The organism is Cupriavidus sp. 05T313 (assembly GCF_056396665.1).
Map to the genome: position 1 here is coordinate 13672 of NZ_JBFTLX010000021.1, position 25735 is coordinate 39406.

Below are 25735 nucleotides of genomic sequence, written 5' to 3' on the forward strand. Positions count from 1 at the left end.
GTCCATGTAATGGCCGGTGATTTGACTCTCTCCGCATGGACGACGAAACTGTAAATGGCTCCTCATGCAAGGATCCGCACACACCGGAAGGAGACGACCATGCCAAAGGAGAAGGAAAAAACCAGGCGCGAAAAGCCTGAGCACGGTGATCAGAGAGAGCCTTTGTCATATAAGAAATACAGAAAGGCCCTGCTCCCCTTGCATGTAGAGCTGGTCAGGCTCCAGGAATGGGTGGTTCAGTCGGGCGCCAAGATCTGCATCATTTTTGAAGGCCGCGACGGCGCTGGCAAAGGGGGAACCATCAAGGCCCTGACCGAGCGTGTGAGCCCGCGCGTGTTCCGCGTGGTGGCATTACCGGCACCCACGGAACGCGAGAAGAGTCRGATGTACGTGCAACGCTACCTGCCCCACCTGCCGGCCGCGGGAGAAGTGGTGATCTTCGATCGTAGCTGGTACAACCGGGCGGGCGTGGAGCGCGTCATGGGGTTCTGTACCGAGGAACAGGTGGAGAGCTTTTTCAGGGCCGTTCCGTTGGTCGAGCAGGCCATCGTCCACTCTGGAGTGATGTTGTTCAAGTACTGGCTGGAAGTCAGCCAGGAGGAACAGACTCGCAGGCTGGAAGCGCGCATCCACGACGGACGCAAGCTGTGGAAGCTGTCCGACATGGACCTGAAGTCCTACAGCCGCTGGTATGACTACTCTCGCGCCCGTGACGCCATGTTCCGGGCTACCGACACCGCAATCGCCCCATGGTACCTGGCCAATTCCGATGTCAAGGAGCGCGCCCGCCTCAACATCATCAGCGACATACTCCACAAGATTCCCTATGAAGCCATGCCGCGCAAGGAGGTGTCGCTGCCCGCGCGGCAAAAGCCGGAAGGCTACGTGGAGCCGGACTACCCGTACAAGCGCGTTCCCGAGAAATTCTAGGTTCCCTCATCAGAACCGAAACCGGGAGGGAGGCAGCCATGCAGCAGGAAGCGCCAGACGGGCGCCGCGACATCCACGTCAGCCATATGCGCTGGTCGCTGCAAGGCTATCGGAAGGAGTGGGTTGCACCGGACATGATTGCCGGACTCACGGTTGCGGCGGTAGTCATCCCCAAGGCGCTCGCCTATGCCACCATTGCCGGCCTGCCCGTTCAGGTGGGGCTCTATACCGCCTTCGCGCCCATGCTGATCTACGCCCTGCTCGGCAGTTCGCGCACGCTCAGCGTCAGCACGACGACAACGCTCGCGATCCTGGTTGCGGCGGCATTCGGCAGCCTGGGCCCGCACCCCGACCCGGCAACCCTGATCACGGCTTCGGCAACGCTAACGTTCCTGGTCGGCGCCATGCTCCTCGCCGCCTGGCTGCTCCGCCTGGGCTTTGTCGCCGACTTCATCTCCGAACCCGTGCTCGTTGGCTTCAAGGCGGGGATCGGCCTCGTCATCATGGTGGACCAGATTCCGAAGCTGCTCGGCATGCATATTCAGAAGGGATCGATCTTCCATAATCTCCTGGCCATCGCGCAAGGCATYCCGCACGCGTCGTTGGCGACTGCGGCTGTGGGTATCGCCATGGTCGGCATCCTGTTGTCCATGGAGCATTGGCTGCCGCGCTTGCCCGCGCCTTTGATTGCCGTGGCCGCAGGCATCGCCGGCGTGACGCTGCTGAACCTCCCGGACTACGGCGTGGCCATCGTCGGCAAAGTCCCGACCGGCCTTCCGCCCGTGACCCTGCCCGATGTGGATATGATGCAGCGGCTATGGCCTGGGGCGCTTGGCGTCGCGCTGATGAGTTTTACCGAGAGCATTGCCGCCGGGCGCGCATTCGCGCAAAGCGGGGAGCCGCCGCCAGCGGCAAATCGCGAACTGCTGGCCACGGGACTCGCAAACCTGGGCGGCGCCTTCCTCGGTGCCATGGCAGCCGGCGGGGGCACCACGCAAACCGCCGTCAACCGCATTTCTGGCGCACGCTCGCAACTGGCCGGACTGGTGACCGCCCTGGCGTCGCTCGGGACCATGCTGGTGCTCGCACCAGTAGTGGGACTGATGCCGGAGGCCACACTGGCCGCAGTGGTCATCGTGTACTCCGTGACCCTGATCAAGCCCGCCGAATTTCGCGCGATTCTGAGCATACGGCGCACCGAGTTCAGTTGGGCGCTGATTGCGATGGCCGGCGTTGTTGCTCTTGGCACGCTGCAGGGGATCGTCATCGCCATCATCGTGTCGCTGCTAGCCCTGGCGTACCAGACATCAGACCCACCCGTCTACGTGCTCGTCCGCAAGCCCGACACCAATGTGATCCGCCCGCGGTCGGATGAACATCCGCAAGACGAGGCCATCCCCGGCTTGCTGATGCTGAGGCCGGAAGGAAGAGTCTACTTTGCGAATGCGCGGCGCATCGGGCATAAGTTGAGGCCTCTGGTTGCCAAGGTCAGGCCGAAGATTTTGGCCCTGGACCTGGCAGGCGTTTCGGACCTCGAGTACACCGCGCTCCATATGCTGATCGATGCGGAGAAAGAACTGCGTGAGGAAGACGGTGTCCTGCTCTGGCTGGTCGGCATGAATCCCGACGTGCTGGCGATGGTTCGACGCTCCCCGCTRGGAGAGACGCTCGGCCGTGACCGGATGTTCATCACCCTGGATTTGGCAGTTGCCAGATATCAGGCTAACCCAGCCAACGGCACATAGTGGACATTGCCCGTTGTATCGAAGCAAGAGGTAATCATGTCACGTCTACTGCTGACGAATATCGAACCCGGCACCGCTGACGACGAAGTCCGCGCGCTTCTCGAAAAGTACGGTCTACCACCCTGCGATGTCATAGAGCAGGTGCCTGGCGATGGGACGCGGCCATCCGTGGTAATGACCTTCGATGACGTTGACCCGGATACGCTGCACAAGTACGCCGAGCGCATCCATCACATGTTCTGGAAAGGCCGGGAACTGACGGCACAGGTGCTGAGCGACCGCTTTACTTGAGCCGCTATCTTGTGGCCGCCCGGAGGAATATCTGCTCGATCAGGCGATCGCCGGCTTCGGCGATCGCCTGTGCGCCCCCATCTTGCCAGCGCGACCTACTCGCCTAGCTTGTCTGCCGCCTTGCCGAGCAGGCCAAGCAGGTCCGGCCCCAGACTCGCAGACAGTTCGCGGTTCGCCAGCGACCAAAACGCAAGGGCCCGCTGGAGGCGAAAAGCCCCCTCCTCGGTCAGCCAGACTGCGCGTCGCCGGCGGTCACTCTCTGCGCTCACGACTTCCACCAAGCCGGCCCCGGCGAGTTGATCCACGTTTCGGGACATGGTGGATTGATTCAGTCCGGCGTGCAGCGCAAGCGCCCCCAGCGTGTCATCCGGCGCGGATGCGATCAGGCACATCAGCCCAAATTGGGTATTGGACAAGCCAGATGGCAGCAATGCTGCATCCAGCTTGCTAGTAATGCGCCGCGCCACCAAGCGCGAGAGCCAGCCAAGATCCGACTCCAGCGCATCGGCGGCGTCCGCGCGCAATGTTCTTGGTGCTTGTGTTTTCCTGTTCATGTTTCTATTATATGCATCTGCATTTATTGCATCTACATATAATTTCAATAACAAACAGAGACATGAAAAACTATCGCTTTGGCGTGGCCGACCTGGAAGACATCGCCGGAATGAGTGGCAGAGTGTTGCTTCAGGCAATCATTGACGGCCAACTGCCGCAGGCGCCGATCTCGCAGGCGCTGGACTTCTGGCTCGTTGAAGTCGGCGACGGCTTTGCTGCTTTCGAGGGCGAACCCGCGCCGCACTTGCTGAATCCGATGGGCACGGTGCATGGCGGCTGGGCGCTGACCCTGATCGACAGTGTGGCCGCCTGCGCTGCCCATTCCTTGCTGCCTGCGGGGACCAGCTACACCACCGTCGAAACCAAGGGCAACTTCTCGCGGCCGATCAGGCCAGATACCGGCCGTGTTCGCGCCGAAGCGAAGGTTGTCAGCCAGGGGCGCCAAATCGTCACCTCCGAGGCGCGGGTCCTGGCCACCGATGGCCGCGTCCTGGCACACGGAACTTCAACGCTCCTGATCGTGCCTCCGGCTCGCTAATGGCGACTACCAACTCACGCGGAACGACTTTGCACGCTGAATGATCTCCCCGCCCTTGATAGCCTTCAAGACGGGAAACGGCGCCAGGATTCTCTACGAAAAGACCGGCCTCGGCGTGCGCCGGGCCATCCAATTTACAGCTGGGCAGCCACGGCCGCCCACGATTCGATTTGGAGCACACCATGACGCAAGCGATCCCGGCATTCAGTGACAGTTCATCGGCTGTCTACGAACGACAAGGCGATACATGGTTGCCGACAGAGCTCTCACGCGGTCCATGGGACGCGCGTTCCCAGCACGGCGGGGCGCCATGCGCGTTGTTGGCGCATGCGGCCGAAAGCGCAGTTACGGAGCCTGGCTGGCGCCTCGCGCGCTTGAGTGTCGAACTGATCAAGCCAGTTCCGATTACCCCGCTGACAACGAGATGTAACCTCCAGTCGTCGCGAGCCACATCGCGTATCACTATCGACCTGCTTGCCGGAGACCTTCTGGTTGCCCGCGGACATGCCCTGATGCTGCGTGGCGCGCAATTGACGCTGCCTGGTGACCTGCCTGCCGGCTGGTCGCCCACGCGGCTTGAACCGTTGCCGGCAAACTGCAATGACAGCGTGCGCATCCCAGGCTTGCCCGACGGAACGTCCTTCTATCAATCGGCCATGGAGACACGCGTCGCACAAGGCGACCCTTCGCAAGCCGGCCCCAGCGCTGCCTGGTTCAGGCTCACGGTGCCGATCGTGCAGGGAGCGCCGACATCTCCCGCCATGCGTGCTGCCGCCGCGTCCGATTTCGGCAATGGGCTGAGCTGGGTGCTTCCGGCGAGTCGCTATCTGTTCGCCAATGCTGACCTTAGCCTGCATCTGCATCGTGAGCCCGTCGGGGAATGGATCGGGCTTTTGTCCGGTACAGAGGTGCATGGCAGCGGAACTGGTGTCACGATGTCACGCCTCTATGACGAGATGGGGACGATCGGCATCGCGATCCAGACGCTGCTGCTACGCGAACGGGCGACGAAGTAGGTCCGGACGGACCTGGGCATGTCGGCGTGCCGCACACGCTCAGCGCGTTCGTTGCAACGAACGGCGAGATCCGATCGGCCAGCAGGAGACCGCAGATGCTGTCAGGAACGACGATGTCGAACGCGCGAGGCTGGCACAACCTATTCAACGTGCGCCCGTGAACCGTCCCAGCCGGGGAACCCGATACTTGACCGGCTCGGTGCCCCGGCACTGCGCGATCGCGGCGAGGATCTGACGCTGAGGCTGCGCAGAATCTCTCGCTTGCCATGGACGGCAACGAGGTCCATCGGCACGCGCTTGCGCAGGTAGCAGATGCCGTCTCGGCGGGGTGAGGTACATGCTGGTTCCCGCTCTGTCTGTGTCAGGTACACACGCGGGGACAGCAGTGAAATCGGGGCCACAAAAAACAAAACCCCGGAAGACCGCGATCTTCCGGGGTTCTGCCGCCATTGCTGGCGGAGACGGAGGGATTCGAACCCTCGATCCAGGTTTTGGCCCGGATGCTCCCTTAGCAGGGGAGTGCCTTCGACCTCTCGGCCACGTCTCCCAAACCTGCCGTTGTGTGAGGGAGGCCACACAACGAAGCGCGTATTCTATCGGTCAGATTTCAATTGGTCAACGATGACTCGATAACTAATTCAAAAAAATCTCAGAACCGATAGTTGGACCTGCGGTTGGACAAGCCGCACGCGGCCTGTCCAACATGAATCACGCCTGATCCAGCTCGAACACCTTATGCAGCGCGCGCACCGCGAGCTCCATGTACTTCTCGTCGATCAGCACCGAGATCTTGATTTCCGAAGTGGAGATCATCTGGATGTTGATGCCTTCTTCCGACAGCGTGCGGAACATCTTGCTGGCGATGCCAACGTGCGAGCGCATGCCCACGCCGACCACCGAGACCTTCGACACCTTGGGGTCGCCGGAGACGCTGGCAGCGCCGATATGCGCCTTCACGCCATCGTTCAGGATAGCCAGCGCGCGCTGGTATTCGCCGCGCGGCACGGTGAAGGTGAAGTCGGTCTTGCCGTCGACGGACTGGTTCTGGATGATCATGTCGACGTCGATGTTGGCGTCGGCCACGGGGCCCAGGATCTGGTACGCGATGCCGGGCTTGTCGGGCACGCCCAGGACGGTGATCTTCGCCTCGTCACGGGCAAAGGCAATGCCGGAGATGACGGCTGCTTCCATTTCAGACTCTTCCTCAAAAGTGATCAGCGTGCCCGAGTGCATTTCTTGCTCGAGGGGCATCAGGGGGTCGGTCAGCGACGACAGCACGCGGGTCTTCACGCGGTACTTGCCGGCGAACTCCACCGAACGGATCTGCAGCACCTTGGAACCCAGGCTGGCCATTTCCAGCATTTCCTCGAAGGTGATCTGGTCCAGGCGGCGGGCGTCCTCGACCACGCGCGGATCGGTGGTGTAGACGCCGTCCACGTCGGTGTAGATCAGGCATTCGTCAGCCTCGATGGCGGCGGCGATGGCCACTGCCGAGGTATCCGAACCACCACGGCCGAGCGTGGTGATATTGCCGTACCCATCGATGCCCTGGAAACCCGTGATGACGACCACGCGCCCGGCGTCGAGATCGGCCAGGATGCGCTCGTCGTCGATCGATTCGATGCGGGCCTTGGTGTGGGACGAGTCGGTCTTCACCGGCACTTGCCAGCCGGTGTAGCTGATCGCGCCGACGCCCTCGCCTTGCAGCGCGATGGCCAGCAAGGCCGAACTGGCCTGCTCGCCGGTCGCGGCCAGCATATCCAGCTCACGCGGGCTCGGCTGCGCCGAAATTTCCTTGGCAAGACCAAGCAGGCGATTGGTTTCGCCGGACATGGCCGAAGGCACCACGACTACGCGGTGACCAGCACGATGCCATTTGGCAACGCGCTTGGCGACATTCTTGATGCGTTCCGGAGAACCCATCGAAGTGCCGCCGTATTTGTGAACGATGAGAGCCATCTATTTGTCGACGCCAGCGATTGTGCAAAACCTCTGAAAATACACGAAGAGGCGGCGTGAAGCAAGGCATCGCATGATGACACGCGCCCGGCGGAAGTGGCGCGCACGGCTCGCGCGCCTATTTTGCGCGCGGTATCGATGCGATCTGGCGTCCGCTTGCACCGCCTGTTCAGGGCGCGGTTACGCCCTCGTCCACTCCACCCATTCGATGCGCCAGCGTGGCGATGCGGGTGCAGCCGGCCAGCGCCGGTGCATGCCCAGCCCGGCCGCGAACACGAGTTGACCACCCGCCCACAGCAGGGGGAGCCGCGCGCGCCGCGCCATCGGCACGCCGGCCTCCTGATAGGCCTGCTTGAGTGCGCGCGCCGGGCCGCCCGGGCGCAGCACGATGCGTTCGCCGCCCTGCCGTGCCGCGAGCCGCAGGGGCTGCCGCAACGCGGCTTCGGGCAAGCCATAGGTGTCGTCGCGCGTAAAGCGCAGTTCGCCATGCCAGGCCGGCACCGCCAGGCTTGCCTCGCCCTGCCAGGCTAGCGCGAGATCGCCCGAAGCGATCGCTGGCCCGGCGTTCCGGGCCAGCACGCGCCCCTGGAAACGATGCAGCACCAGCGCCTCGTGATGGATGGCTGGCTCCCCGCCTTCGTGCTCGATCAATTGCGCGCGCATGGCGGACAAGCGCGCGGTGGAAGGGGCCTGCGTGCCGAGGTCGCGCAACCACAGGCGCAGCACAGTGTCGGCCTGCGCGGACGAAAGCGCGCGCAGGCCCGCGAGATCGAGTTCCGCGATGGTGCCGGCATCGCGCGGCGGGCGCACCAGCCCGGCCATCAGCTGCATGGCGAGCCCATCCAGCAATTCGCCGGCCTGCGCCAGGTGGGCGGCGGCCTGTGCCACGTTGGCGCGCAAGGCGGGAAACGCCGCGACCAGCGCGGGCATCTGCCCTCTCAGCGCGTTGCGGGCGAAACGGGGGTCGTCGTTGGAGGGATCGTCGATCCATGCGAGCGCATGGGCGGCACAGTAGGCATCGATGTCGTCACGCGCCACGTCAAGCCAGGGCCGCAGCAGCACAATCTGCTGCCGCGGCCCGAGCCGGCGCAGGCGCGGCATGCCGCCCAGCCCGGCCAGCCCGCTGCCGCGAAACAGGCGCAACAACACGGTCTCGACCTGGTCATCCAGGTGATGCGCGAACAGCAGCAGTTCCGCCCCGGCCTCATCGCACATGGCCTCCAGCGCTGCGTAGCGCGCGCGGCGCGCGGCCGCCTCGAGCCCTTCGCCGTGCTGCTGGCTCACCGCGACGCGGCGGCTGTAGAACGGCAGTTGCCAGTCGCGGCACAGCGACGCGCAGAAAACGTCCCACTCGTCGGCCTGCGCCTGCAGCCCGTGGTGCACATGCAGCCCCACCACGCGCAGCGGCAGCGACGACGACGCCACCGCCGCACGCAACGCGTGCAGCRGCGCTACCGAATCGCGTCCGCCGGAGAGCGCCACCGCCACCGTGCCTGCCCGTGCGCCATGGCCAGAAACAACAAAGGCCGCACCGGCCTGAAGTGCCTGTGCGACCTTGTCGGTCAAGCCGGCGGACGGGTCAGCCCGGTGCGCCGGTTTCCTTGAACTTGCCATAGGACAGCAGACGCTCGTTGCGACGCGCCTGCAACTCCTTCACGCTCATGCCCTGGAACTGGCGCAGCGAATCCGCCAGCGAACGCTTGAGCATGGCGGCCATGCCCTTGACGTCGCGGTGCGCGCCGCCCAGCGGCTCGCTGACGATCTTGTCGATCAGGCTAAGCGCCTTGAGGCGGTGCGCGGTCAGGCCGAGGGCTTCGGCAGCTTCGGGTGCCTTCTCGGCGGTCTTCCACAGGATGGAAGCGCAGCCTTCCGGCGAGATCACGGCGTAGGTGGCAAACTGCAGCATCTGCACCACGTCACCCACGGCAATCGCCAGCGCGCCGCCGGAGCCGCCTTCGCCGATGATGGTGGCGATCAGGGGCACCTTGAGGCCGGCCATCACGTAGAGATTGTGACCGATGGCTTCGGACTGGCCACGCTCTTCCGCGTCGATGCCGGGGAATGCACCCGGCGTGTCAACGAAGGTGAAGATCGGCAGGCCGAACTTGTCGGCCAACTCCATCAGGCGCTTGGCCTTGCGGTAGCCCTCGGGCTTGGGCATGCCAAAGTTGCGCATCGCGCGCTCTTTGGTGTCGCGCCCCTTCTGGTGACCGATCACCATGCACGCCTGCCCGTTGAAGCGGGCCAGGCCGCCCACGATGGAGAGATCGTCGGCAAAGCTGCGGTCGCCGTGCAGTTCGTGGAAGTCGGTGAAGATCTCCCGCACRTAGTCCAGCGTGTACGGACGYTGCGGATGSCGGGCGATCTGYGCMACCTGCCAYGGGGTCAGGTTGGCGTARATGTCCTTGGTAAGCTGCTGGCTCTTGCCGGCCAGCCGCGAAATCTCTTCGGAGATATCGACAGCCGAATCGTCCTGCACAAACCGCAGTTCTTCGATCTTTGCCTCGAGTTCGGCAATTGGCTGCTCAAAATCCAGGAAGGTGGTTTTCATGAGACTCGCGTACCTGTCTGTGAAGGGGCGCATTCTACCGGAATTCACCCACTAAACCGCAAGTCTGCGGATGCAGCCTCGCGCACTTCCATGCAAATTCTGCTGTCTTTCTGCTGCCTGTCAGGCTAATACGTCACCGGCAGAGGGTCAAGACTGCGCCACATGTACCAGGTGGCGACGGTTCGCCACGGCTCCCAATTGGCCGCCACCTCGCGCGCTTCGCTGCGGGTAACGGGTTCACCGCTGAAATAGTTCGCCGAAATGGCGTTGATCAGGCCGACGTCGTCAAGCGGCAGTACATTGGGCCGCATCAGGTTGAACATCAGGAACATTTCGGCGGTCCAGCGGCCGATGCCGCGGATCTGCGTCAATTCGGCGATGACGGCTTCGTCGTCCATCTCCGTCCAGCTGTCGACATGCACGCGTCCCGCCTTGAAATGCTCGGCAAGGTCGACGATGTACTCAGCCTTGCGGCGCGACAGGCCGCAAGCGGCCAGGTTGTCGTGCCCGGCCTTTAGCATCTGTGCCGGCGTGAGCTTGGGACAGAGTGCCGCCAGACGCTCCCACACCGTTTGCGCGGCCTTCACCGAGATCTGCTGCCCAACGACGGAGCGGGCCAGCGTGATAAAGGGATCGCCGCGCGAGATCAGGTGCGCCGGACCGTAGGTGGGGATCATCTTGCGCAGGATGCGGTCGCGCTTCATCAGGTCGGCGCAGGCCTCGTCCCAGTAGGCGGGACGCACCGCGCCCACCACCGTCTCGACCGGCAGTGGGATTGCCGCGGCTTCCGGCAGCACGGGCGCCCTGGGCGTGCGTGCCGCGGTCTTCAGCACCGCCTTGCCGTCCGCCCGGACCACCGGCCCGGACGATTTGACCGGGGCCTTGCTGGCCACCTTGACACCGCTCTTCAGCGGCTTGGCGGCCTTCGCCACCGTGCTTGCCTTGGGCGACTTGAGCGGCACCGGCGGCTTCGCCGCAGGCCTGGCCTTGCTGGCCGCAGCAGTCTTGGACGGCGCCGCAGGCGTCGCCGTCTTGCGCACGGCAGCGTTCAAGCGCGCCTCCACTCGGTGGCACCGCCCGGCTTGTCTTCAAGGATCACGCCGCCGGCCAGCAGTTCGGCACGGATGCGGTCGGCTTCGGCGAAGTTGCGCTCCGCCTTGGCTTGCTTGCGCGCACCGATCAGGGTTTCGATCTGCTCCGGCTGCAGGCCATCGGCTGTCTTGCCGCCTTGCAGGAACGCGTGCGCGCCGCGCTCCAGCAAGCCCAGCGTGGCACCCAGGCCCTTGAGCTGGCGCGCCATCGCCCGCGAGCCGGTGCGGTTGACTTCACCGGCGAGGTCGAACAGCACGGCCATGGCGATCGGCGTGTTGAAGTCGTCGCCCATCGCGTCGATAAAACGCCGCGCATGCGCCTCTTCCCAGTCCAGGGGCTGGTCATCGGGCTGCACGTCCTTGAGTGCCGTGTAAAGGCGCGTCAGGGAATGACGAGCGTCCTCCAGGTGGTCATTGCTGTAGTGCAGCGGGCTGCGGTAATGCGCGCGCAAGATGAAGAAGCGCACCACCTCGGCGTCGTACTCCTTGAGTACGTCGCGGATGGTGAAGAAGTTGCCGAGCGATTTCGACATCTTCTCGTCATTGATTCGCACGAAGCCGTTGTGCATCCACAAGTTGACGAAGGTCTTGCCGCTGGCCCCTTCGGACTGCGCGATCTCGTTCTCGTGGTGCGGGAACTGCAGGTCGGCGCCGCCGCCGTGGATATCGAAATGCTCGCCCAGCAGCGCGCAACTCATCGCCGAGCATTCGATGTGCCAGCCCGGACGGCCGGCGCCCCATTTCGAGTCCCACTTGCTTTCGGCGGGCTCGCTTTCCTTCGCGGGCTTCCACAGCACAAAGTCGAGCGGATCGTGCTTGGCTTCGTTGGTGGCCACGCGCTCGCCGGCGCGCAGGTCTTCCAGCGATTTGCCCGACAGGCGCCCGTAATTGGGGAATTTGCGCACCGCATAGTTCACATCGCCATCGCTGGCCTGATAAGCCAGGCCGCGGGCCTCCAGCTTGCCGATGATATCGAGCATCTGCGGCACGTAGTCGGTCGCGCGCGGCTCATGGTCCGGGCGCTGGATGCCGAGCGCGTCGGCATCCTCGTGCATGTAGCGGATGAAGCGGTCGGTCAGCGCGCCAATGGTCTCGCCATTCTCCGCGGCGCGGCGAATGATCTTGTCATCGATGTCGGTGATGTTCTGCACGTAGGTCACCTGGTAGCCGGCCGTGCGCAGCCAGCGCTGCACCATGTCGAATACCACCATCACGCGCGCATGGCCAACGTGACAATAGTCGTACACCGTCATGCCGCAGACATACATGCGTACACGGCCGGGTTCGATTGGCACGAAAGGCTGTTTTTCACGCGCGAGCGTGTTGTAGATATTCAGAGGATGCATGAAACGAGGTGAAAGGATGAGGAATCCTGCCGGCGGCATGACCGGGCACAAACTGGCACTGGCTGGAACTGAACCGGYCGCCCGCATTCTGCTGCCCTGCCCCCGGGGCTGCCCCCGCGTTGCCCCGAAGTTGCCCATAACCGACTGCGGGCAATCCTCGCGCAACGATGCGGGACGAGAGGGACAACGGCACAGCGGGACAACACTGCAACGATACGGCGGGACAGCACTTGCAAGACACCAGATGCGCCATTGTCGCGCCTTCGCGAGACCGGCAACTTGCGCCTGCGCAAAACCAGGCGCGACCCATATCTTACCGGAAGCGACCGACCAGGGTGGCCCCGCGCCCGCCTTGCGGCGCACCACGGCAAGCCCGCGTGGCAAAGGGAACGCCCCGATACCCGGGCCGGCATGGCCGGGCTTTTGCTAGAATGCCGCGGAGTATAACGGACCGCCATACATGAGCCTGTTCCTGCCCACCATAGCAACCGCTTCATCCCCGCCCCTGCGCCGGCGCATTGCGGCCGCCTCGTTAACCCTGGCGGCCAGCCTGGCAGGCATGCTTGTCATGGCGGGCCCCGTGCGCGCGCAGGCCGGGCCCGTATCGCTTGCCGTGCCGGCCGTCCCGCCCGGCGGCGTGCGCTCTGCCGATCCGGGCATGGCCGAGGCGGAGAAGGCGGCGGCGCAGAAGAAATATGGCGAGGCCATCGATCGCTTCGACCGCGTGCTGGCCACCAACCCGCGCAATGCGCAGGCGCGCTTCGAGCGTGCCTGGGCCCTGGCCCAGGCCGGACGCGAGGACGAGGCCATCGCGGCGTTGTCTTCCATGGCACAGGATTTCCCGGAACTGCCCGAGCCGCACAACAACCTGGCCCTGCTGTACGCCAAGCGCGGGGATCTCAAGCGCGCCGAGGCGGAACTGCTGCTCGCTCTCGATGCCAAACCCGATTTCGCGGTGGGCTACACCAATCTGGGCGATGTCTACCGCCGCCTGGCCGAGAATGCCTACCGGGAAGCACTCCGCCGCAATCCCAAGGACGCGGCTGCGGCCTCGGGCCTCAAGCTATCGCAACCCGCGGCGGCCATCCAGCCTCCCGCGGGCACCACGCGCAAGGCAAGCGCCGCGGCCAGCGAGCCGGCGGCCGCACCCGCCCGGTAATGCCTTGCCCGGCAGGCGGGGCCGCAGCCAGGCCCCGGTCTTATCGTTTTCCAGATCCACGGAGTCAAGCATGATCTTTTCGCGTCGCCTCGTCCTTGCCGGCATGGTCGCCGGTGCCCTGGCGCTCTCGCCCCTGGCCTCGCAGGCACAGCAGCAGAAAGCCGAGCGGGTGCAATTCGTCACCAGCGCCGGCAAGTTCACGCTGGAGGTCTATCCGGACGCCGCGCCCAAGACGGTCGCGAACTTCATGGAATACGTCAAGAGCGGCTTCTATAGCGGCACCATCTTCCATCGCGTCATCAACGGTTTCATGGTGCAAGGCGGTGGCTTCGACCGCGACATGAAGCAGAAGCCCACGCGCGCGCCGATTCCGCTGGAGGCCCAGAACGGGTTGAAGAACAAGGCTGGCACGGTCGCCATGGCACGCACCAGCGATCCCAACTCGGCCACCGCCCAGTTCTTCATCAATGTGGTGGATAATTCCAGTCTCGACTATCCGCAGCCGGACGGTAACGGCTACGCTGTGTTCGGCAAGGTGGTGGAAGGCATGGATACCGTCGAAAAGATGAAGAACACGCCCACCACCTCGTATGGCCCGATGCGTAATGTCCCGGCCACGCCGATCGTGATCGAGTCGGCCTCTGTCGTCAAATAACACCGTACCACCGTACAAAGGAAAGCAAATGTCCAAGGTAGAACTCCACACCAGCCAAGGTGTCATCACCATCGAACTCGACGCCGAAAAGGCGCCCAAGTCGGTTGAAAACTTCCTGTCCTATGTGCGCAAGGGCCACTACGACAACACCATCTTCCACCGTGTGATCAAGAACTTCATGATCCAGGGCGGCGGTTTCGAACCCGGCATGAAGCAAAAGGCCACCGATGCCCCGATCGAGAACGAAGCCGGCAACGGCCTCAAGAACGATCGCTACACGGTTGCCATGGCGCGTACCAACGCACCGCATTCGGCCACCGCGCAGTTCTTCATCAACGCGGTCGACAATGACTTCCTCAACTTCACCTCGCCGACCCCGCAGGGCTTCGGCTACGCCGTGTTCGGCAAGGTGATCGACGGTACCGACGTGGTCGAGACGATCAAGGGCGTGCGCACCGGCAGCGCCGGCTTCCACCAGGACGTGCCGCTCGAAGACGTGATCATCGAAAAGGCCGTGGTGGTCGAATAAGTCACTGCCCCCCCCCGCCAGGACACGCTCTACCGCGCGCCTTGGCGGGGTCGCGGCACGAAGTCAGGCCAGACTCTCTCTCCAAGCGCATGACTGTGACCCAATCCACGCCGGCTGCCGGCGCCCTTGCGGTGCCAGCGCCGGCGTGGTTCATTTCCGACCTGCATCTCACGGCGGAGATGCCGCGCACGCTGGCGTCCTTCGAGCGCGTGCTCGAACGCGCGGCGCAAGGCTCGCGCGCGCTGTTTATCCTGGGTGATTTCTTCGAATTCTGGGTAGGCGACGAGGAAGCCGACAGCCCCTTTGCGGCGCAAGTGGCCGCCATGCTTCGCCAGCTCGCCAGCCGAGGCGTCCAGGTGTACCTGATGCATGGCAACCGCGACTTCCTGCTGGGACAGCGCTTTGCGCGCGCCGCCGGCGCCGCCTTGCTGCCCGATCCGACCGTGATCGAATGCGCCGGCCAGCGCGTGGTGCTCAGCCACGGCGACATGCTGTGCACCGACGATGAACGCTACATGAAATTCCGCCGCTGGACCCGCAAACGGTGGGTCCAGCGCGCATTCCTGTCGCTGCCGCTGACGCTGCGCCTGCGCGTGGCGCGGCGGCTGCGCGCCGATAGCGAGGCGGGCCGCGCCGACCAGGCGCGCCGCGATGCCCCGCCCGACTACGGCGACACCACGCCGCAAGCCGTGGCGGCGCTGTTGCGCGACAGCCATGCACCGGTTCTGGTGCATGGCCACACGCACCGCCCCGCCCGCCATGAAAGTCCGGAGGGCGTGCGCTGGGTGTTGACCGACTGGGACCTCGACGGCAAGCGGCCACGCGCCGCCGTGCTGCAACTCGACGCGGACGGCTTCCACGTACTGCCGCAAGTGGACTGACGCCGGGGCCGGCGTCCCCCAGGCGGCCCCGGCCTCCCTACTTCATCAGCTTGCGCAACTCACTCGCGTCGAAGCGGTCGTTCGGCGTGTTCTCAAGGTGCTCGCCGAGCCGGTCCAGCGCAGCCATCACCGTCTCGAGGCGCTCGTGCTGCTGGGCCGCATTGTCGATCAGGCTCTTGAGCGCCAGCGACACCGGATCGTCCGCGTTCGGCGTGATGCCGTAAGCGGAGAACTCCTGCTTGGCACCCTGCTGCCCGGTGGGTGCATCCGGCAGGATGATGCGCGCCGGGATRCCAACCGCGGTGGCGCCCGGCGGCACCGGCTTGAGCACCACGGCATTGGAGCCGATGCGCGCGCCGTCGCCGATGGTGTAACCGCCAAGCACCTTGGCGCCGGCACTCACCACCACATTGGCGCCCAGCGTGGGATGGCGCTTCACGCCCTTGTAGAGCGATGTGCCGCCCAGGGTCACGCCCTGGTAAATGGTGCAGTCGTCGCCGATCTCGGCGGTCTCGCCTACCACCACGCCCATGCCGTGATCGATGAACACGCGGCGCCCTACCTTGGCGCCGGGGTGTATCTCGATCCCGGTGAAAAAACGGGCCCAGTGGGAAATCCACCGGCCGAGCCAGTGAAACCCCGCGTTCCAGCAAGCATGGGCGAAGCGGTGAAACATCACGGCATGAAAGCCGGGGTAGCAGGTCAGCACCTCCAGACGGCTGCGCGCGGCGGGATCGCGCCGCATGATGGCGTCGATATCTTCCTTCAGACGAGAGAACATCTTGGTCGTGTCGTGTTGCCACGCCGTGCGCCGCGCGTCCTGGGTCAGCAGGACTGACGCGCGTCGCCGGCATGGTCATTGGCCGGTGGGAACGGGATCAGGGAGTGTAAGAGATTTGCTACCCTGCTGCCGCCATGGACATGGATTGCGATGACGCGGTCCGCCTTTGCCGTACCGCGGTATCGGCCGCGGTGCGTGGAGGTGGACGGCGGCCGCCATCAACATCGCTCGGGCACGTGGACCAGGCCAGTCATCAGGCGGCGAGCGCTGTGGCTCATCACGGCGCGCTCCATCACCCAGGCCCCATCGCGCCTTGCCGTGACGGCGCCCACGGCAAGGACGCCCGACGCATGGCCGATGCGGGTCTGGCTGCCGCTGCGCACGGCGGCCCGATGCACCACCGAGTCCGGCAGGTTGGCAGCCGCCGCCAGCGCGATCGCGTCGGCCCCGGTAAAGGCAGGGTCGGCGCTGCGGCGCAACACATCGATATGGGCCGCGGCCAGCGAAGCCCCGGTGCTGGCGCGATAGCCTGCGGGCGGTGCCACCCATGCGATCCTGGGCGTGGCGGGACGCTCGCGCGTGGCGGTTTGCGCATCCGGCGCCAGTCCCATGGCCACCGCGCCCTTCGCGCGGATAGCCTCGAGCCCGGTCAGCAGCCCGGTGTCCGAGTCGATCCGTTCGGGCCGTTCTGTGYCATCCAGTCCCAGGTCGGCAGCGCGCACGAACACGGTGGGAGTGCCGGCCGTCACCAGCGTCGCCTCGATGCGGCCCATGCCTGGCACATCGAGCGTGTCCACCACGTTGCCGGTGGGACACAACGGCAACTGCGCGGTGGCCGGCTCAAGGTAATCGAGCACGATTTCGGCTGCGGGAAACGGCACCCCGTCTTCGCGGAAATCACCGTCCTCGAACGGATGGCCATTGCGGCAAGGCACGTGGGCGTGGAACACCTGGCCAATGCCCTGCTGCCAGATGCGGACCGTGGTGATGCTGTCGCGCGCCGGGACAAAGCCCCGCCAGATCGCGAACGGGCCCACCGCCGCCGACAGGTCTCCGCCATGGCCGGACCAGTCGATCCGCCGCTCGCCGATGGCCACCGCGCCGAACAGGCAATCGACGTCGCAGTCCGGGCGCTGCGAGGGACGCAGCAGCGCAACCTTGCTGGTGCTGCAAGTGGCGCCGCCCATGCCGTCGGCATGCGTGCCATACGGGTCGGGCGAGCCGATCACGCGCAGCAGCACGGCATCGCGCTCGGCCGGGTCGGTCGGCAGGTCGTCTGCCAGCAAGAACACGCCTTTGCTGGTGCCGCCGCGCATGTAGTAGGCCGGAATCTCCGCCACTTGCTTACTTCTCCTGTTTCACTGGCGCCCGTGCGCCGGCGCCTTGCGTGGCCATCAGCATGTGCTTGGCAATGCCCCGCAGGATATTGACTTCCTCTCGCTCCAGCCCGGTGCGCGCGAGCAGCCGGCGCAAGCGCGGCATCAGCTTCTTGGGGCTGGCCGGATCGAGAAAACCAATCGCTTCCAGGCCGGCCTGCAGATGGCCGAACATGGCCTCGATCTGCTCGGCCGTGGCCGGTTCGCCAGCATAGCCGATCTCGGCGAGCGGCGTAGCCCTCACCTCCAGCAGCGCCAGCCGCATCTCGTAGGCCACCAGTTGCACGGCCTGGGCCAGATTGAGCGAGGTATAGGCCGGATTGGCGGGAATATGGGTCACCGCCGAGCAGCGATCCACCACTTCGTTGGGCAGGCCGAAGCGCTCATTGCCGAACACGAAGGCAATGTGGGCGCCGGCGGCGGCCGGGGCGGCGGCATGCTGGGCGGCGATACGGGCACCGGCCTGCGCCACCGCGTCGCGCGGGAGCAGCCGCGGCGGCCCGAACTCGCGCTGGCGGGCGGTGAGCGCCACCGCGTAAGCGGTGCCGGCCAGCGCGACCTCGATGCTCTCTACGATCACCGCGCCGGCCAGCACATCGTCGGCGCCACTGGCCATGGCAATGGCATCCGGGTGCTCGCGCACCGCCGGCTCGCGTGGCGAAACCAGCACCAGGCTGCCCGGCGCGGCGCCAAAGCCCATGGTCTTCATGGCCCGCGCAACCGCACCGACATTGCCCGGATGACTGGTTTCCACCAGCACGAAGCGCACCGCGGCAAACGCGGCGGGGACGCCGCCGGCCGCATCCGGGCCGGTGCCGGGAGAAGCACCCGGGGGCGGAATAGGGGCCGGGCCGGTCTGGGGATCGGCGGCTGCGGCGGGGGCGCCGTTGGCGGCCGCGCTCGTCTGGTTCTGCGGGTTCATATACAATTCAGGCTTCATCTTCGGTGCGCCGCCCGTTTTTATGCGATGGCGACGCGCCCGTTCTTCTACAATCCGTTGTGTTGTCAGCCGCCCCGGGGGGCGGCGCGCCGGCCTTTTGCGCCAGGCGCGCACCCTTGGCCGGCCTGGAGAGATTCATGCATCCGATGCTAAATATCGCCGTCAAGGCGGCCCGCAAGGCAGGTTCCGTCATCAACCGCGCGTCGATGGACGTCGACCGGGTTCAGGTCTCCCGCAAGCAGCACAACGATTTCGTCACCGAAGTCGACCGCGCCGCCGAGGCCGCGATCATCGAGATCATCCGCACGGCCTACCCGGATCACGCCATTCTAGCGGAAGAGTCCGGCCCGTCCTGGGGCGAGGGCGAACCCACCAGCGAATACGTCTGGATGATCGACCCGCTCGACGGCACCACCAACTTTATCCACGGCTTCCCCCAGTACGCGGTTTCCATCGCCCAGCTGCACAAGGGCGTGCCGGCGCAAGCGGTGATCTACGACCCTTCGCGTGACGAACTCTTCACCGCCAGCAAAGGCGCGGGCGCGTTCCTGAACAACCGCCGCATCCGCGTATCGCGCCGCGACAAGCTGGCCGACTGCCTGATCGGCACCGGCTTCCCCTACCGCGACATGGAAGGCCTGGACCAGTACATGGAACTGTTCGCGCTGATGACGCAGAGCTGCGCCGGCTTGCGCCGCCCGGRCTCGGCCGCGCTCGATCTCGCCTACGTGGCCTGCGGCCGCACCGATGGCTTCTTCGAACAAGGCCTGCATCCCTGGGACATGGCCGCCGGCATGCTGCTGGTGACCGAAGCGGGCGGCCTGGTAGGCAACTATTCGGGCGAAGCGCGCCAGCTCGAACAAGGCGAAGTCCTGGCCGGCAACCCCAAGGCCTTCGCACAGATGGTGCGCCTGCTGTCCCCGTTCTCCGTGGACAACGCCAAGCCGGCCCGGTAAAAGCACAACGCAACAAAGCGCCCCACATCCATGGGCTGCCCGCCGGCGGGCCCCTTCACGCGATGCGAAGCGAGCGGTGAGGGTGTGCTTGGCCGCGCGGGGCGCCTTCTTCGCTTCCCTTCCTGGCAAGACAAGAAGGCAGGTCGCCCCTCCCCCCCCCCGCAGAGGATGAAACTGCCTTCGACGTCAGGCAGTTGCAGTGAGATCTCCCCAACGCGCCACATACTCCGGCAGACTCCCCTGCACGCCGTCCGGCACCGGCTGCAACCCCTGCAAAGCCATCGGCAACACGCCGGCCCACACTGGCAGCGCAAGATCTGACTCGTCATCCTTGGGACCTCCGCTGCGAATCTTGGCTGCCGCCTCGTCCAGACCGATCCGCAACACCGTGGTCGCCGCCAGCTCATTGACGTCACCCGGCCTGGCCTGCGCCGAGCGGCCCGGCGCGATGCGCTCCAGGAAGGCGTCCATGGCCGCTGCCTTGGCGGCGCCGTCAACCACTTCGAAGCTGCCGTAGATCACCGCCGAGCGATAGTTCATCGAGTGATGAAATGCCGAGCGCGCCATCACCAGCCCATCCAGATGGGTCACGCACACGCAGACCTGGCTGCCCGTGGCCGCCAGCTTCAGCATGCGGCTGCCATTCGAGCCATGGATGTAGAGGTGCTCCGCTTCGCGCCAGCACGCGGTGGGAATGCAATGGGTGCCCCGATCGTCCGCGAAAGCCACGTGACAAAGATAGGCGTCATCGAGGATCGCATGAAGGATGGCGCGATCGTAGCGGCCGCGATCGGCAACGCGCCGCACGCGGGTACGTTCGCTCGGCGGCATCGGTTTCTGGTTCATGGTGGCTCCCTGGGCTATGGTGGGTTTTGCCTGGCGGCGACATGCCGCGTCCGGCGTTGCAGCCAAGATAGGGTTTTCGTGGCACCATGGGTAGACCCATGAGCAGTCTCATTTTTAGAACCACGGCTTTTTGCAACGACACCATGGACTACGGCTTGCTGGTCTCTACCTTCACGCGCCAGCTCGACGGGCGCAAGCTCACCCAGCAACGGCTGCTGTACGAATGCCTGCGCGGCGCCATCCTCGACGGCAGGATTGCGCAGGGCAGCCAGCTGATCGCCACGCGCACGCTGGCGGCGGAACTCGGGATGGCGCGCAACTCTGTGATCTACGCCTACGAGAGCCTCGCCGCGGAGGGCTTCGTGGTATCGACACGGCATGGCACTACGGTCGCGCGCGTAGGTCTGGTAAGAGCCGGCCATGGCGCGGGGGCGGTCAAACGCGTCGCCGAACTATCGCGCCGCGTGCGAGGCCTGCGGCGCGATGGCGATCGCATGCACGACCTGCTGCCGTTCGTGCCCGGCGTGCCGGACCTCGAAGCGTTTCCGCTGGCGGCGTGGCGGCGCTGCGTCGAGCGCGCGTGGCGCCAGCTCGCGCCCCAACACCTTGGCTATGGCAGGATCGAAGGGCAGCCCGCACTGCGCCATGCCATCGCCGAATACCTGAAGGTATCACGCGGGGTGCGCTGCGAGATGGACCAGGTCTTCATCACCGACGTCACCCAGACCAGCCTTGACCTGTGCGCGCGCATGCTGGCCGACCCCGGCGACACCGCCTGGATCGAGAACCCCGGCTACGGCGGCGCGCGGGCCGCCTTCCAGTCCGCCGGCCTCCGGCTGGAACCCGTGGCCGTCGACGCGGACGGGCTGGCGCCCCGGCCCGAACAGTGGCACGACGCGCCGCCGCGGCTGATCTACATCACGCCGTCGCACCAGTACCCGCTGGGCTCCATCCTCAGCCTGGAACGCCGCCTCAGGCTGATCGAAGACGCCCGCGCCGCCGGCGCCTGGATCGTGGAGGACGACTACGACAGCGAGTTCCGCCGCGGCGGCGTGCCGCTCTCGGCGGTGCAGGGGCTCAGCGAAGACGCGCCCGTTATCTACCTGGGCACGTTCAGCAAGACAATGTTCCCGGCCCTGCGCCTGGGCTTCATGGTGGTGCCGCGCTACCTGGCCGCATCCATCGCCGGCACGCTGGGGGAAATCGCCCGGCGCGGYCATGTGGCCGAGCAGATTGCACTGGCTGATTTCATCGACAGTGGCCAGTTCGCCCGTCACCTGCGCCGCATGCGCCAGCGCTACGGGCAACGCCGCGATGCCCTGGAAGCGGCACTGGATCGGCACCTGCGCGGCAGCGTGACGGTCTCGGCCAGCGCCGGCGGCATGCACCTGTCGGCACGCCTGGAACTGCCTCTTGCCGACACCGTGGTCAGCCGCGCGGCGCGCGAGCAAGGACTGATCGTGCGGCCGCTTAGCACCTACCGCTTGCCCGGCACGCCGCTGGCGCAGTACAACGGCTTCGTGTTCGGCTACGCCGGCGTGCCTCCCGGCGCCATCGACGGGCTGATCGCGCGGCTGGCGCAGGTAATCGACGCACTGCGGCCGCGGCAGGGATCGTAAAAGCGCGGCGTCGAAGACCACTCTTGGGAGTCGGCCTGCTTGCCGCCTGCATCACTCCCACGGGACTTCCAAGTTCCGCGTGCTGGCAGGCGAGTATGCAAGCACCGACGCCGCGCTCCGTGCGCTGCGCCGCAATAGCGACCCGGGTGGCGAACATGGCGGCATGGTCGAAATGGTGGAGGCGCCTGGCTGACAAGCCGCTCGATCCACTCGCACCGGGAACCCGCCATGCCATTGCCGTGGTGCCGCTGCTGGCATGGATTGGGCTCTGGGCGCCGACGAGCTTTCGTCCTCGTGCCATGGGCCCGAGGAGGCCTTCCTGGCTTGCTGGCCGAGCCGCGAGTGCCGAACGGCAAGTGGACAAGGTTCTACATGGTGACTTGGCTGGCCTTCACGGCGGGCGAGATCATCCCGCTACCCGGCGAACTGCAGGCGCGGCTACACCAACAAGGAAAGCAAATGGTGCTGCTGCCGATGAATGTGGCGTGACGGCGCGCTCTACCTGACCAGCGTCACCGGCACGCACGACATGCGCAACAGCTTGTTGGTCAGCCTCCCCGCCAGCAGCGCGCCCACCGCCGTGCGCCCGGCGGTGCCCATCACGATGGCATCGCAGTCGTTCGCCGCCGCAACCTGCGCGATGGTCTGCGCCACATCGCCCACCTTGATCTGCGCGACATACCTGGCCCCGGCATCGTCCAGAATGCTCCGTGCATCGCGTAGCGCCGCCTCACCACTTGCTTCTTCGAGCTTACGCAAGGCGGCCAGCGAGTGAAAGGCCGACGCCCGGCCGGATTCCAGCGGCGGCTGGACATTGAGCAGGACCACCTCGGACACGCAGCGGTCCCGGAACATGAAGGCAGCATGGCGCACCGCATCCAGCGCGTGCGCAGAGCCGTTGACGGGCACCAGAACTCTCAGCATGTCGAACACCTTCCCTTGTCTCAATTGTTTCGCCTGTCGTCCAGGCCTGCTATCTGGAATCCATATAAGGCCGGACGGCGCAAATATTCTGTAAAGAGACTGGCGATGGTGTATTTTTTTTGTAAAGACCCTTGGACTGCCTCCGACTGCCCGGCGATGCCTCCCCGCCCCCATCCCGGTCCCTTCTCGCCTCTTCCTGCCCCTTCCGCGCCCGGCTCGCAGTAAAATGCCCGTTTTATCCGCGCCTGCCCCATCCACGGCGCCTGCCGCGCACGCCGCGCCAGGGCCGCAGGCCGCCGGAGTACCCGAAAACAGGCGGTTTCGCCAAAGCCGCCCGAGAGGATTGCATGTCCGTAGAACCCCGACAGTCCGCCAAGACCGAGCCGAAGGCCGGTGCCGCGGAAAAGCACACGCCCATGATGGCGCAGTACCTTGGCCTGAAAGCCGACCATCCGGACACCTTGCTGTTCTACCGGATGGGCGACTTCTACGAGCTCTTCCACGACGATGCCGAGAAGGCCTCGCGCCTGCTCGATATCACGCTGACATCACGCGGCTCATCCAACGGCGTGCCGATCCGCATGGCGGGCATCCCCTTCCATTCGGTGGACCAGTACCTCGCGCGGCTGGTCAAGCTGGGCGAATCGGTGGCGATCTGCGAACAGATCGGCGACCCGGCCACCAGCAAGGGGCCGGTGGAGCGCAAGGTGGTGCGCATCGTCACGCCGGGCACGCTGACCGACGCGGCGCTCCTGCCGGACAAGGCCGATACCTACCTGATGGCGGTGCATCAGCAAACCACGCGCCGCGGCGTCAGCAAGACCGGCCTGGCCTGGCTCAACCTCGCCAGCGGCGAGCTGCGCCTGATGGAGTGCGAGGTGTCGCAACTGGGCCGCGAGCTGGAGCGGATTCGCCCGGCCGAACTGCTGTTTGCCGACGGCATGGAATTGCCGGCCCTGGCCTGCGCGCGGACCCGGCTGCCCGAATGGCATTTCGACCAGGAAGCCGGCACCCGCCGCCTGCGCGAGCAACTCGCCGTGGCCAGCCTCGATCCGTTCGGCTGCGCCGGGCTGGGCGCCGCGCTCGGCGCGGCTGGCGCGCTGCTCAACTATGCCGCATCCACCCAGGGGCAATCGCTGCGCCACGTGAAGGGCGTGACGGTGGAGCGCGAGTCGGAGTTCGTCGGACTGGACACCGCCACCCGGCGTAACCTGGAGTTGACCGAAACGCTGCGCGGCGGCGAGTCGCCGACGCTGTTCTCGCTGCTGGACACCTGCGCCACCGCCATGGGCAGCCGCCTGCTGCGCCACTGGCTGCACCATCCGCTGCGCGACAGCACGATTCCGCAAGCACGCCAGCAGGCTATCGGCGCCATGCTCGGCCAGGGCACCGATGCGCTGCGCGCGGCGCTGCGCCGGCTGTCCGACGTGGAACGGATCACCGCACGCCTTGCCCTGATGAATGCGCGTCCGCGCGATTTGTCCTCGCTGCGCGATACGCTGACCGCGCTGCCCGACGTACAGGCCTGCCTGCGCGCTGACGATGCCGCGCCGTTGCTGAACCAGACGGTGAGCGAACTGGCTGTGCCCTGGGAATGCCATGCGCTGCTGGTCAGCGCGGTGGCGCCGGAACCGGCCACCGTCATCCGCGATGGCGGCGTGATCGCCCGCGGCTACGATGCGACGCTGGACGAGCTGCGCGATATCTCCGAGAACTGCGGCCAGTTCCTGGTGGAACTGGAAGCGCGCGAGCGCACCCGCACCGGCATCGCCAACCTGCGCGTGGAGTACAACCGCGTGCATGGCTTCTACATCGAAGTGACCAACGGCCAGGCCGACAAGGTCCCCGACGACTATCGCCGCCGCCAGACGCTGAAGAACGCCGAGCGCTACATCACGCCCGAGCTCAAGGCCTTCGAAGACAAGGCGCTGTCGGCGCAGGACCGCGCGCTGGCACGGGAGAAGCTGCTCTACGATGCGCTGCTGCAACAGTTGCTGCCTCATATCGGCGAGTTGCAACGCGTGGCGGGCGCGCTGGCCCGGCTCGACGTGCTGGCCGCCCTGGCGGAGCGCGCGCAGACGCTGGACTGGACCCAGCCCGAGCGCGTCGAGGAAAACGTGATCGACATCGTGCAAGGCCGGCATCCGGTGGTGGAGGGCCAGCTCGCCGCGGAATCCGTGCCGTTCATCGCCAACGACTGCCAGTTGACCGAAGCGCGCAAACTACTGCTGATCACCGGCCCGAACATGGGCGGCAAGTCGACCTTCATGCGCCAGACCGCGCTGATCGTGCTGCTGGCCTGCGTGGGCGCCTACGTGCCGGCACGGCGCGCGGTGATCGGTCCGATCGACCGCATCTTCACGCGCATCGGCGCCGCCGACGACCTGGCGGGCGGGCGCTCCACCTTCATGGTGGAAATGACCGAAGCCGCCGGCATCCTGCACAACGCCACACCGGCCAGCCTGGTGCTGATGGACGAGATCGGGCGCGGCACTTCGACCTTCGACGGCCTCGCGCTGGCGTGGGCGATCGCGCGCCACCTGCTGGCGCACAACCGCAGCCATACGCTGTTCGCCACGCATTACTTCGAGCTGACGCAACTGCCGCAGGAATTCACGCAGGCGGCCAACGTCCATTTGTCGGCGGTCGAGCATGGCGATGGCATCGTGTTCCTGCACGCCGTGCAGGATGGCCCTGCCAGCCAGAGCTACGGCCTGCAGGTCGCACAGCTGGCAGGTGTGCCGCAGCCGGTGATCCGCGCGGCGCGCAAGCATCTGGCGTGGCTGGAGCAGCAATCGGCGGATGCCACGCCCACGCCCCAGCTCGACCTGTTTGCCGCACCACCGTCGCCGCTGGACGACGATGACGACGACTACACGGAGCGGGACAGCGGGCCGCCGGCCAGCGCCATCTCGCCGCAGCAGGCTGCGCTGCTCGACGCGGTCGCCGAGCTGGACCCGGACAGCCTGACCCCGCGTGACGCGCTCGACGCGCTCTATCGCTTGCAGGCGCTCGCCAGGGGCGCAGTAGCCACCGCATGATGCCAA

At 65.9% G+C, this 25735-nt stretch carries 24 protein-coding genes and 1 tRNA gene; 13 read left to right on the plus strand and 12 right to left on the minus strand.

Annotated elements, in window-relative coordinates:
* Positions 1-99 precede the first annotated feature (99 nt).
* The 3 genes from ppk2 to AC1DKD_RS07685 are packed head-to-tail and all read left to right on the plus strand — an operon-like array spanning position 100 to position 2966.
* Entirely contained in the window at positions 100-930 is an 831-nt protein-coding gene (gene ppk2, locus AC1DKD_RS07675; protein WP_477143157.1) for a polyphosphate kinase 2, read from the plus strand.
* Positions 931-968: 38 nt separating this feature from the next.
* The gene (locus AC1DKD_RS07680; RefSeq protein ID WP_441627407.1) at positions 969-2675 is read left to right on the plus strand and encodes a SulP family inorganic anion transporter; all 1707 of its coding nucleotides are present in this window, start codon (positions 969-971) and stop codon (positions 2673-2675) included.
* A 36-nt stretch (positions 2676-2711) separates the two neighbouring features.
* Positions 2712-2966: an RNA-binding protein gene (locus AC1DKD_RS07685; RefSeq protein ID WP_477111055.1), complete on the plus strand. Its 255-nt coding sequence runs from the start codon at positions 2712-2714 to the stop codon at positions 2964-2966.
* A gap of 95 nt (positions 2967-3061) precedes the next feature.
* Here the strand turns inward: AC1DKD_RS07685 and AC1DKD_RS07690 are convergent, their stop codons facing one another.
* On the minus strand, positions 3062-3520 hold the full coding sequence (locus AC1DKD_RS07690; RefSeq protein WP_477111056.1) for a MarR family winged helix-turn-helix transcriptional regulator: 459 nt from the start codon (positions 3518-3520) through the stop codon (positions 3062-3064).
* Between the two features lie 62 nt (positions 3521-3582).
* On the opposite strand from AC1DKD_RS07690, the gene AC1DKD_RS07695 reads away from it, so the two are divergent.
* A complete protein-coding gene (locus AC1DKD_RS07695; protein WP_441636834.1) occupies positions 3583-4059 on the plus strand; it encodes a PaaI family thioesterase in 477 nt (158 codons plus the stop codon).
* A gap of 182 nt (positions 4060-4241) precedes the next feature.
* A complete protein-coding gene (locus tag AC1DKD_RS07700) occupies positions 4242-5075 on the plus strand; it encodes a thioesterase family protein (RefSeq protein ID WP_477111057.1) in 834 nt (277 codons plus the stop codon).
* 453 nt (positions 5076-5528) lie between these two features.
* Here AC1DKD_RS07700 and AC1DKD_RS07705 read toward each other — a convergent pair.
* From AC1DKD_RS07705 to cysS, 6 genes are all read right to left on the minus strand, one after another.
* A tRNA-Ser gene (locus tag AC1DKD_RS07705) sits at positions 5529-5622 on the minus strand.
* Positions 5623-5783: 161 nt separating this feature from the next.
* Positions 5784-7034, minus strand: a complete 1251-nt coding sequence (locus tag AC1DKD_RS07710) for an aspartate kinase (protein ID WP_477102779.1) — start codon at positions 7032-7034, stop codon at positions 5784-5786.
* 180 nt (positions 7035-7214) lie between these two features.
* Positions 7215-8648 (minus strand): tRNA lysidine(34) synthetase TilS, encoded by a 1434-nt coding sequence (gene tilS / locus AC1DKD_RS07715; RefSeq protein ID WP_477143158.1) that lies wholly within the window; start codon positions 8646-8648, stop codon positions 7215-7217.
* Positions 8614-9585, minus strand: coding sequence for an acetyl-CoA carboxylase carboxyltransferase subunit alpha (locus tag AC1DKD_RS07720; RefSeq protein WP_183030977.1), 972 nt, complete (start codon positions 9583-9585; stop codon positions 8614-8616). The genes tilS and AC1DKD_RS07720 overlap by 35 nt, the downstream gene beginning before the upstream one ends.
* Before the next feature lie 125 nt (positions 9586-9710).
* A complete protein-coding gene (locus AC1DKD_RS07725; protein WP_441636824.1) occupies positions 9711-10637 on the minus strand; it encodes a DNA-3-methyladenine glycosylase family protein in 927 nt (308 codons plus the stop codon).
* Positions 10634-12022, minus strand: a complete 1389-nt coding sequence (cysS, locus tag AC1DKD_RS07730) for a cysteine--tRNA ligase (protein ID WP_477102780.1) — start codon at positions 12020-12022, stop codon at positions 10634-10636. The genes AC1DKD_RS07725 and cysS overlap by 4 nt, the downstream gene beginning before the upstream one ends.
* A 460-nt stretch (positions 12023-12482) precedes the next feature.
* On the opposite strand from cysS, the gene AC1DKD_RS07735 reads away from it, so the two are divergent.
* The 4 genes from AC1DKD_RS07735 (at position 12483) to AC1DKD_RS07750 (ending at position 15246) form a co-directional block, all read left to right on the plus strand.
* Positions 12483-13181 carry a tetratricopeptide repeat protein gene (locus AC1DKD_RS07735; protein ID WP_441636820.1) on the plus strand — a complete coding sequence of 233 codons (699 nt, stop codon included), beginning with the start codon at positions 12483-12485 and terminating at the stop codon, positions 13179-13181.
* A gap of 70 nt (positions 13182-13251) precedes the next feature.
* Complete coding sequence (locus tag AC1DKD_RS07740) at positions 13252-13836, plus strand: peptidylprolyl isomerase (protein WP_045238023.1); 585 nt, start codon at positions 13252-13254, stop codon at positions 13834-13836.
* Positions 13837-13864: 28 nt separating this feature from the next.
* Positions 13865-14365: a peptidylprolyl isomerase gene (locus AC1DKD_RS07745; RefSeq protein WP_428177898.1), complete on the plus strand. Its 501-nt coding sequence runs from the start codon at positions 13865-13867 to the stop codon at positions 14363-14365.
* An 89-nt stretch (positions 14366-14454) separates the two neighbouring features.
* Positions 14455-15246 carry a UDP-2,3-diacylglucosamine diphosphatase gene (locus AC1DKD_RS07750; protein ID WP_477111059.1) on the plus strand — a complete coding sequence of 264 codons (792 nt, stop codon included), beginning with the start codon at positions 14455-14457 and terminating at the stop codon, positions 15244-15246.
* A 37-nt stretch (positions 15247-15283) separates the two neighbouring features.
* Here AC1DKD_RS07750 and cysE read toward each other — a convergent pair whose 3' ends face one another.
* The 3 genes from cysE to AC1DKD_RS07765 all read right to left on the minus strand — a co-directional run bounded on the left by cysE (position 15284) and on the right by AC1DKD_RS07765 (position 18343).
* A complete protein-coding gene (gene cysE, locus AC1DKD_RS07755) occupies positions 15284-16027 on the minus strand; it encodes a serine O-acetyltransferase (protein ID WP_045238026.1) in 744 nt (247 codons plus the stop codon).
* A gap of 218 nt (positions 16028-16245) precedes the next feature.
* Positions 16246-17367: a PrpF domain-containing protein gene (locus AC1DKD_RS07760; protein ID WP_477143159.1), complete on the minus strand. Its 1122-nt coding sequence runs from the start codon at positions 17365-17367 to the stop codon at positions 16246-16248.
* A gap of 4 nt (positions 17368-17371) precedes the next feature.
* Positions 17372-18343 (minus strand): RNA methyltransferase, encoded by a 972-nt coding sequence (locus AC1DKD_RS07765; RefSeq protein WP_441630078.1) that lies wholly within the window; start codon positions 18341-18343, stop codon positions 17372-17374.
* A gap of 137 nt (positions 18344-18480) precedes the next feature.
* On the opposite strand from AC1DKD_RS07765, the gene AC1DKD_RS07770 reads away from it, so the two are divergent.
* Positions 18481-19299, plus strand: coding sequence for an inositol monophosphatase family protein (locus AC1DKD_RS07770; protein WP_477143160.1), 819 nt, complete (start codon positions 18481-18483; stop codon positions 19297-19299).
* Positions 19300-19485: 186 nt separating this feature from the next.
* Here AC1DKD_RS07770 and AC1DKD_RS07775 read toward each other — a convergent pair whose 3' ends face one another.
* Positions 19486-20145 (minus strand): pyridoxamine 5'-phosphate oxidase family protein, encoded by a 660-nt coding sequence (locus AC1DKD_RS07775; RefSeq protein ID WP_441630075.1) that lies wholly within the window; start codon positions 20143-20145, stop codon positions 19486-19488.
* A 143-nt stretch (positions 20146-20288) separates the two neighbouring features.
* Here AC1DKD_RS07775 and pdxR point away from each other — a divergent pair, with 143 nt between their 5' ends.
* Positions 20289-21764, plus strand: coding sequence for a MocR-like pyridoxine biosynthesis transcription factor PdxR (gene pdxR, locus AC1DKD_RS07780; RefSeq protein WP_477143164.1), 1476 nt, complete (start codon positions 20289-20291; stop codon positions 21762-21764).
* A gap of 324 nt (positions 21765-22088) precedes the next feature.
* A complete protein-coding gene (locus AC1DKD_RS07785; protein ID WP_441630089.1) occupies positions 22089-22253 on the plus strand; it encodes a hypothetical protein in 165 nt (54 codons plus the stop codon).
* Positions 22254-22262: 9 nt separating this feature from the next.
* On the opposite strand, the gene AC1DKD_RS07790 is transcribed toward AC1DKD_RS07785, so the two are convergent.
* A complete protein-coding gene (locus AC1DKD_RS07790) occupies positions 22263-22688 on the minus strand; it encodes a universal stress protein (RefSeq protein WP_477111061.1) in 426 nt (141 codons plus the stop codon).
* Between the two features lie 347 nt (positions 22689-23035).
* On the opposite strand from AC1DKD_RS07790, the gene mutS reads away from it, so the two are divergent.
* A complete protein-coding gene (mutS, locus tag AC1DKD_RS07795; RefSeq protein ID WP_441630071.1) occupies positions 23036-25729 on the plus strand; it encodes a DNA mismatch repair protein MutS in 2694 nt (897 codons plus the stop codon).
* Positions 25730-25735: the final 6 nt, after the last annotated feature.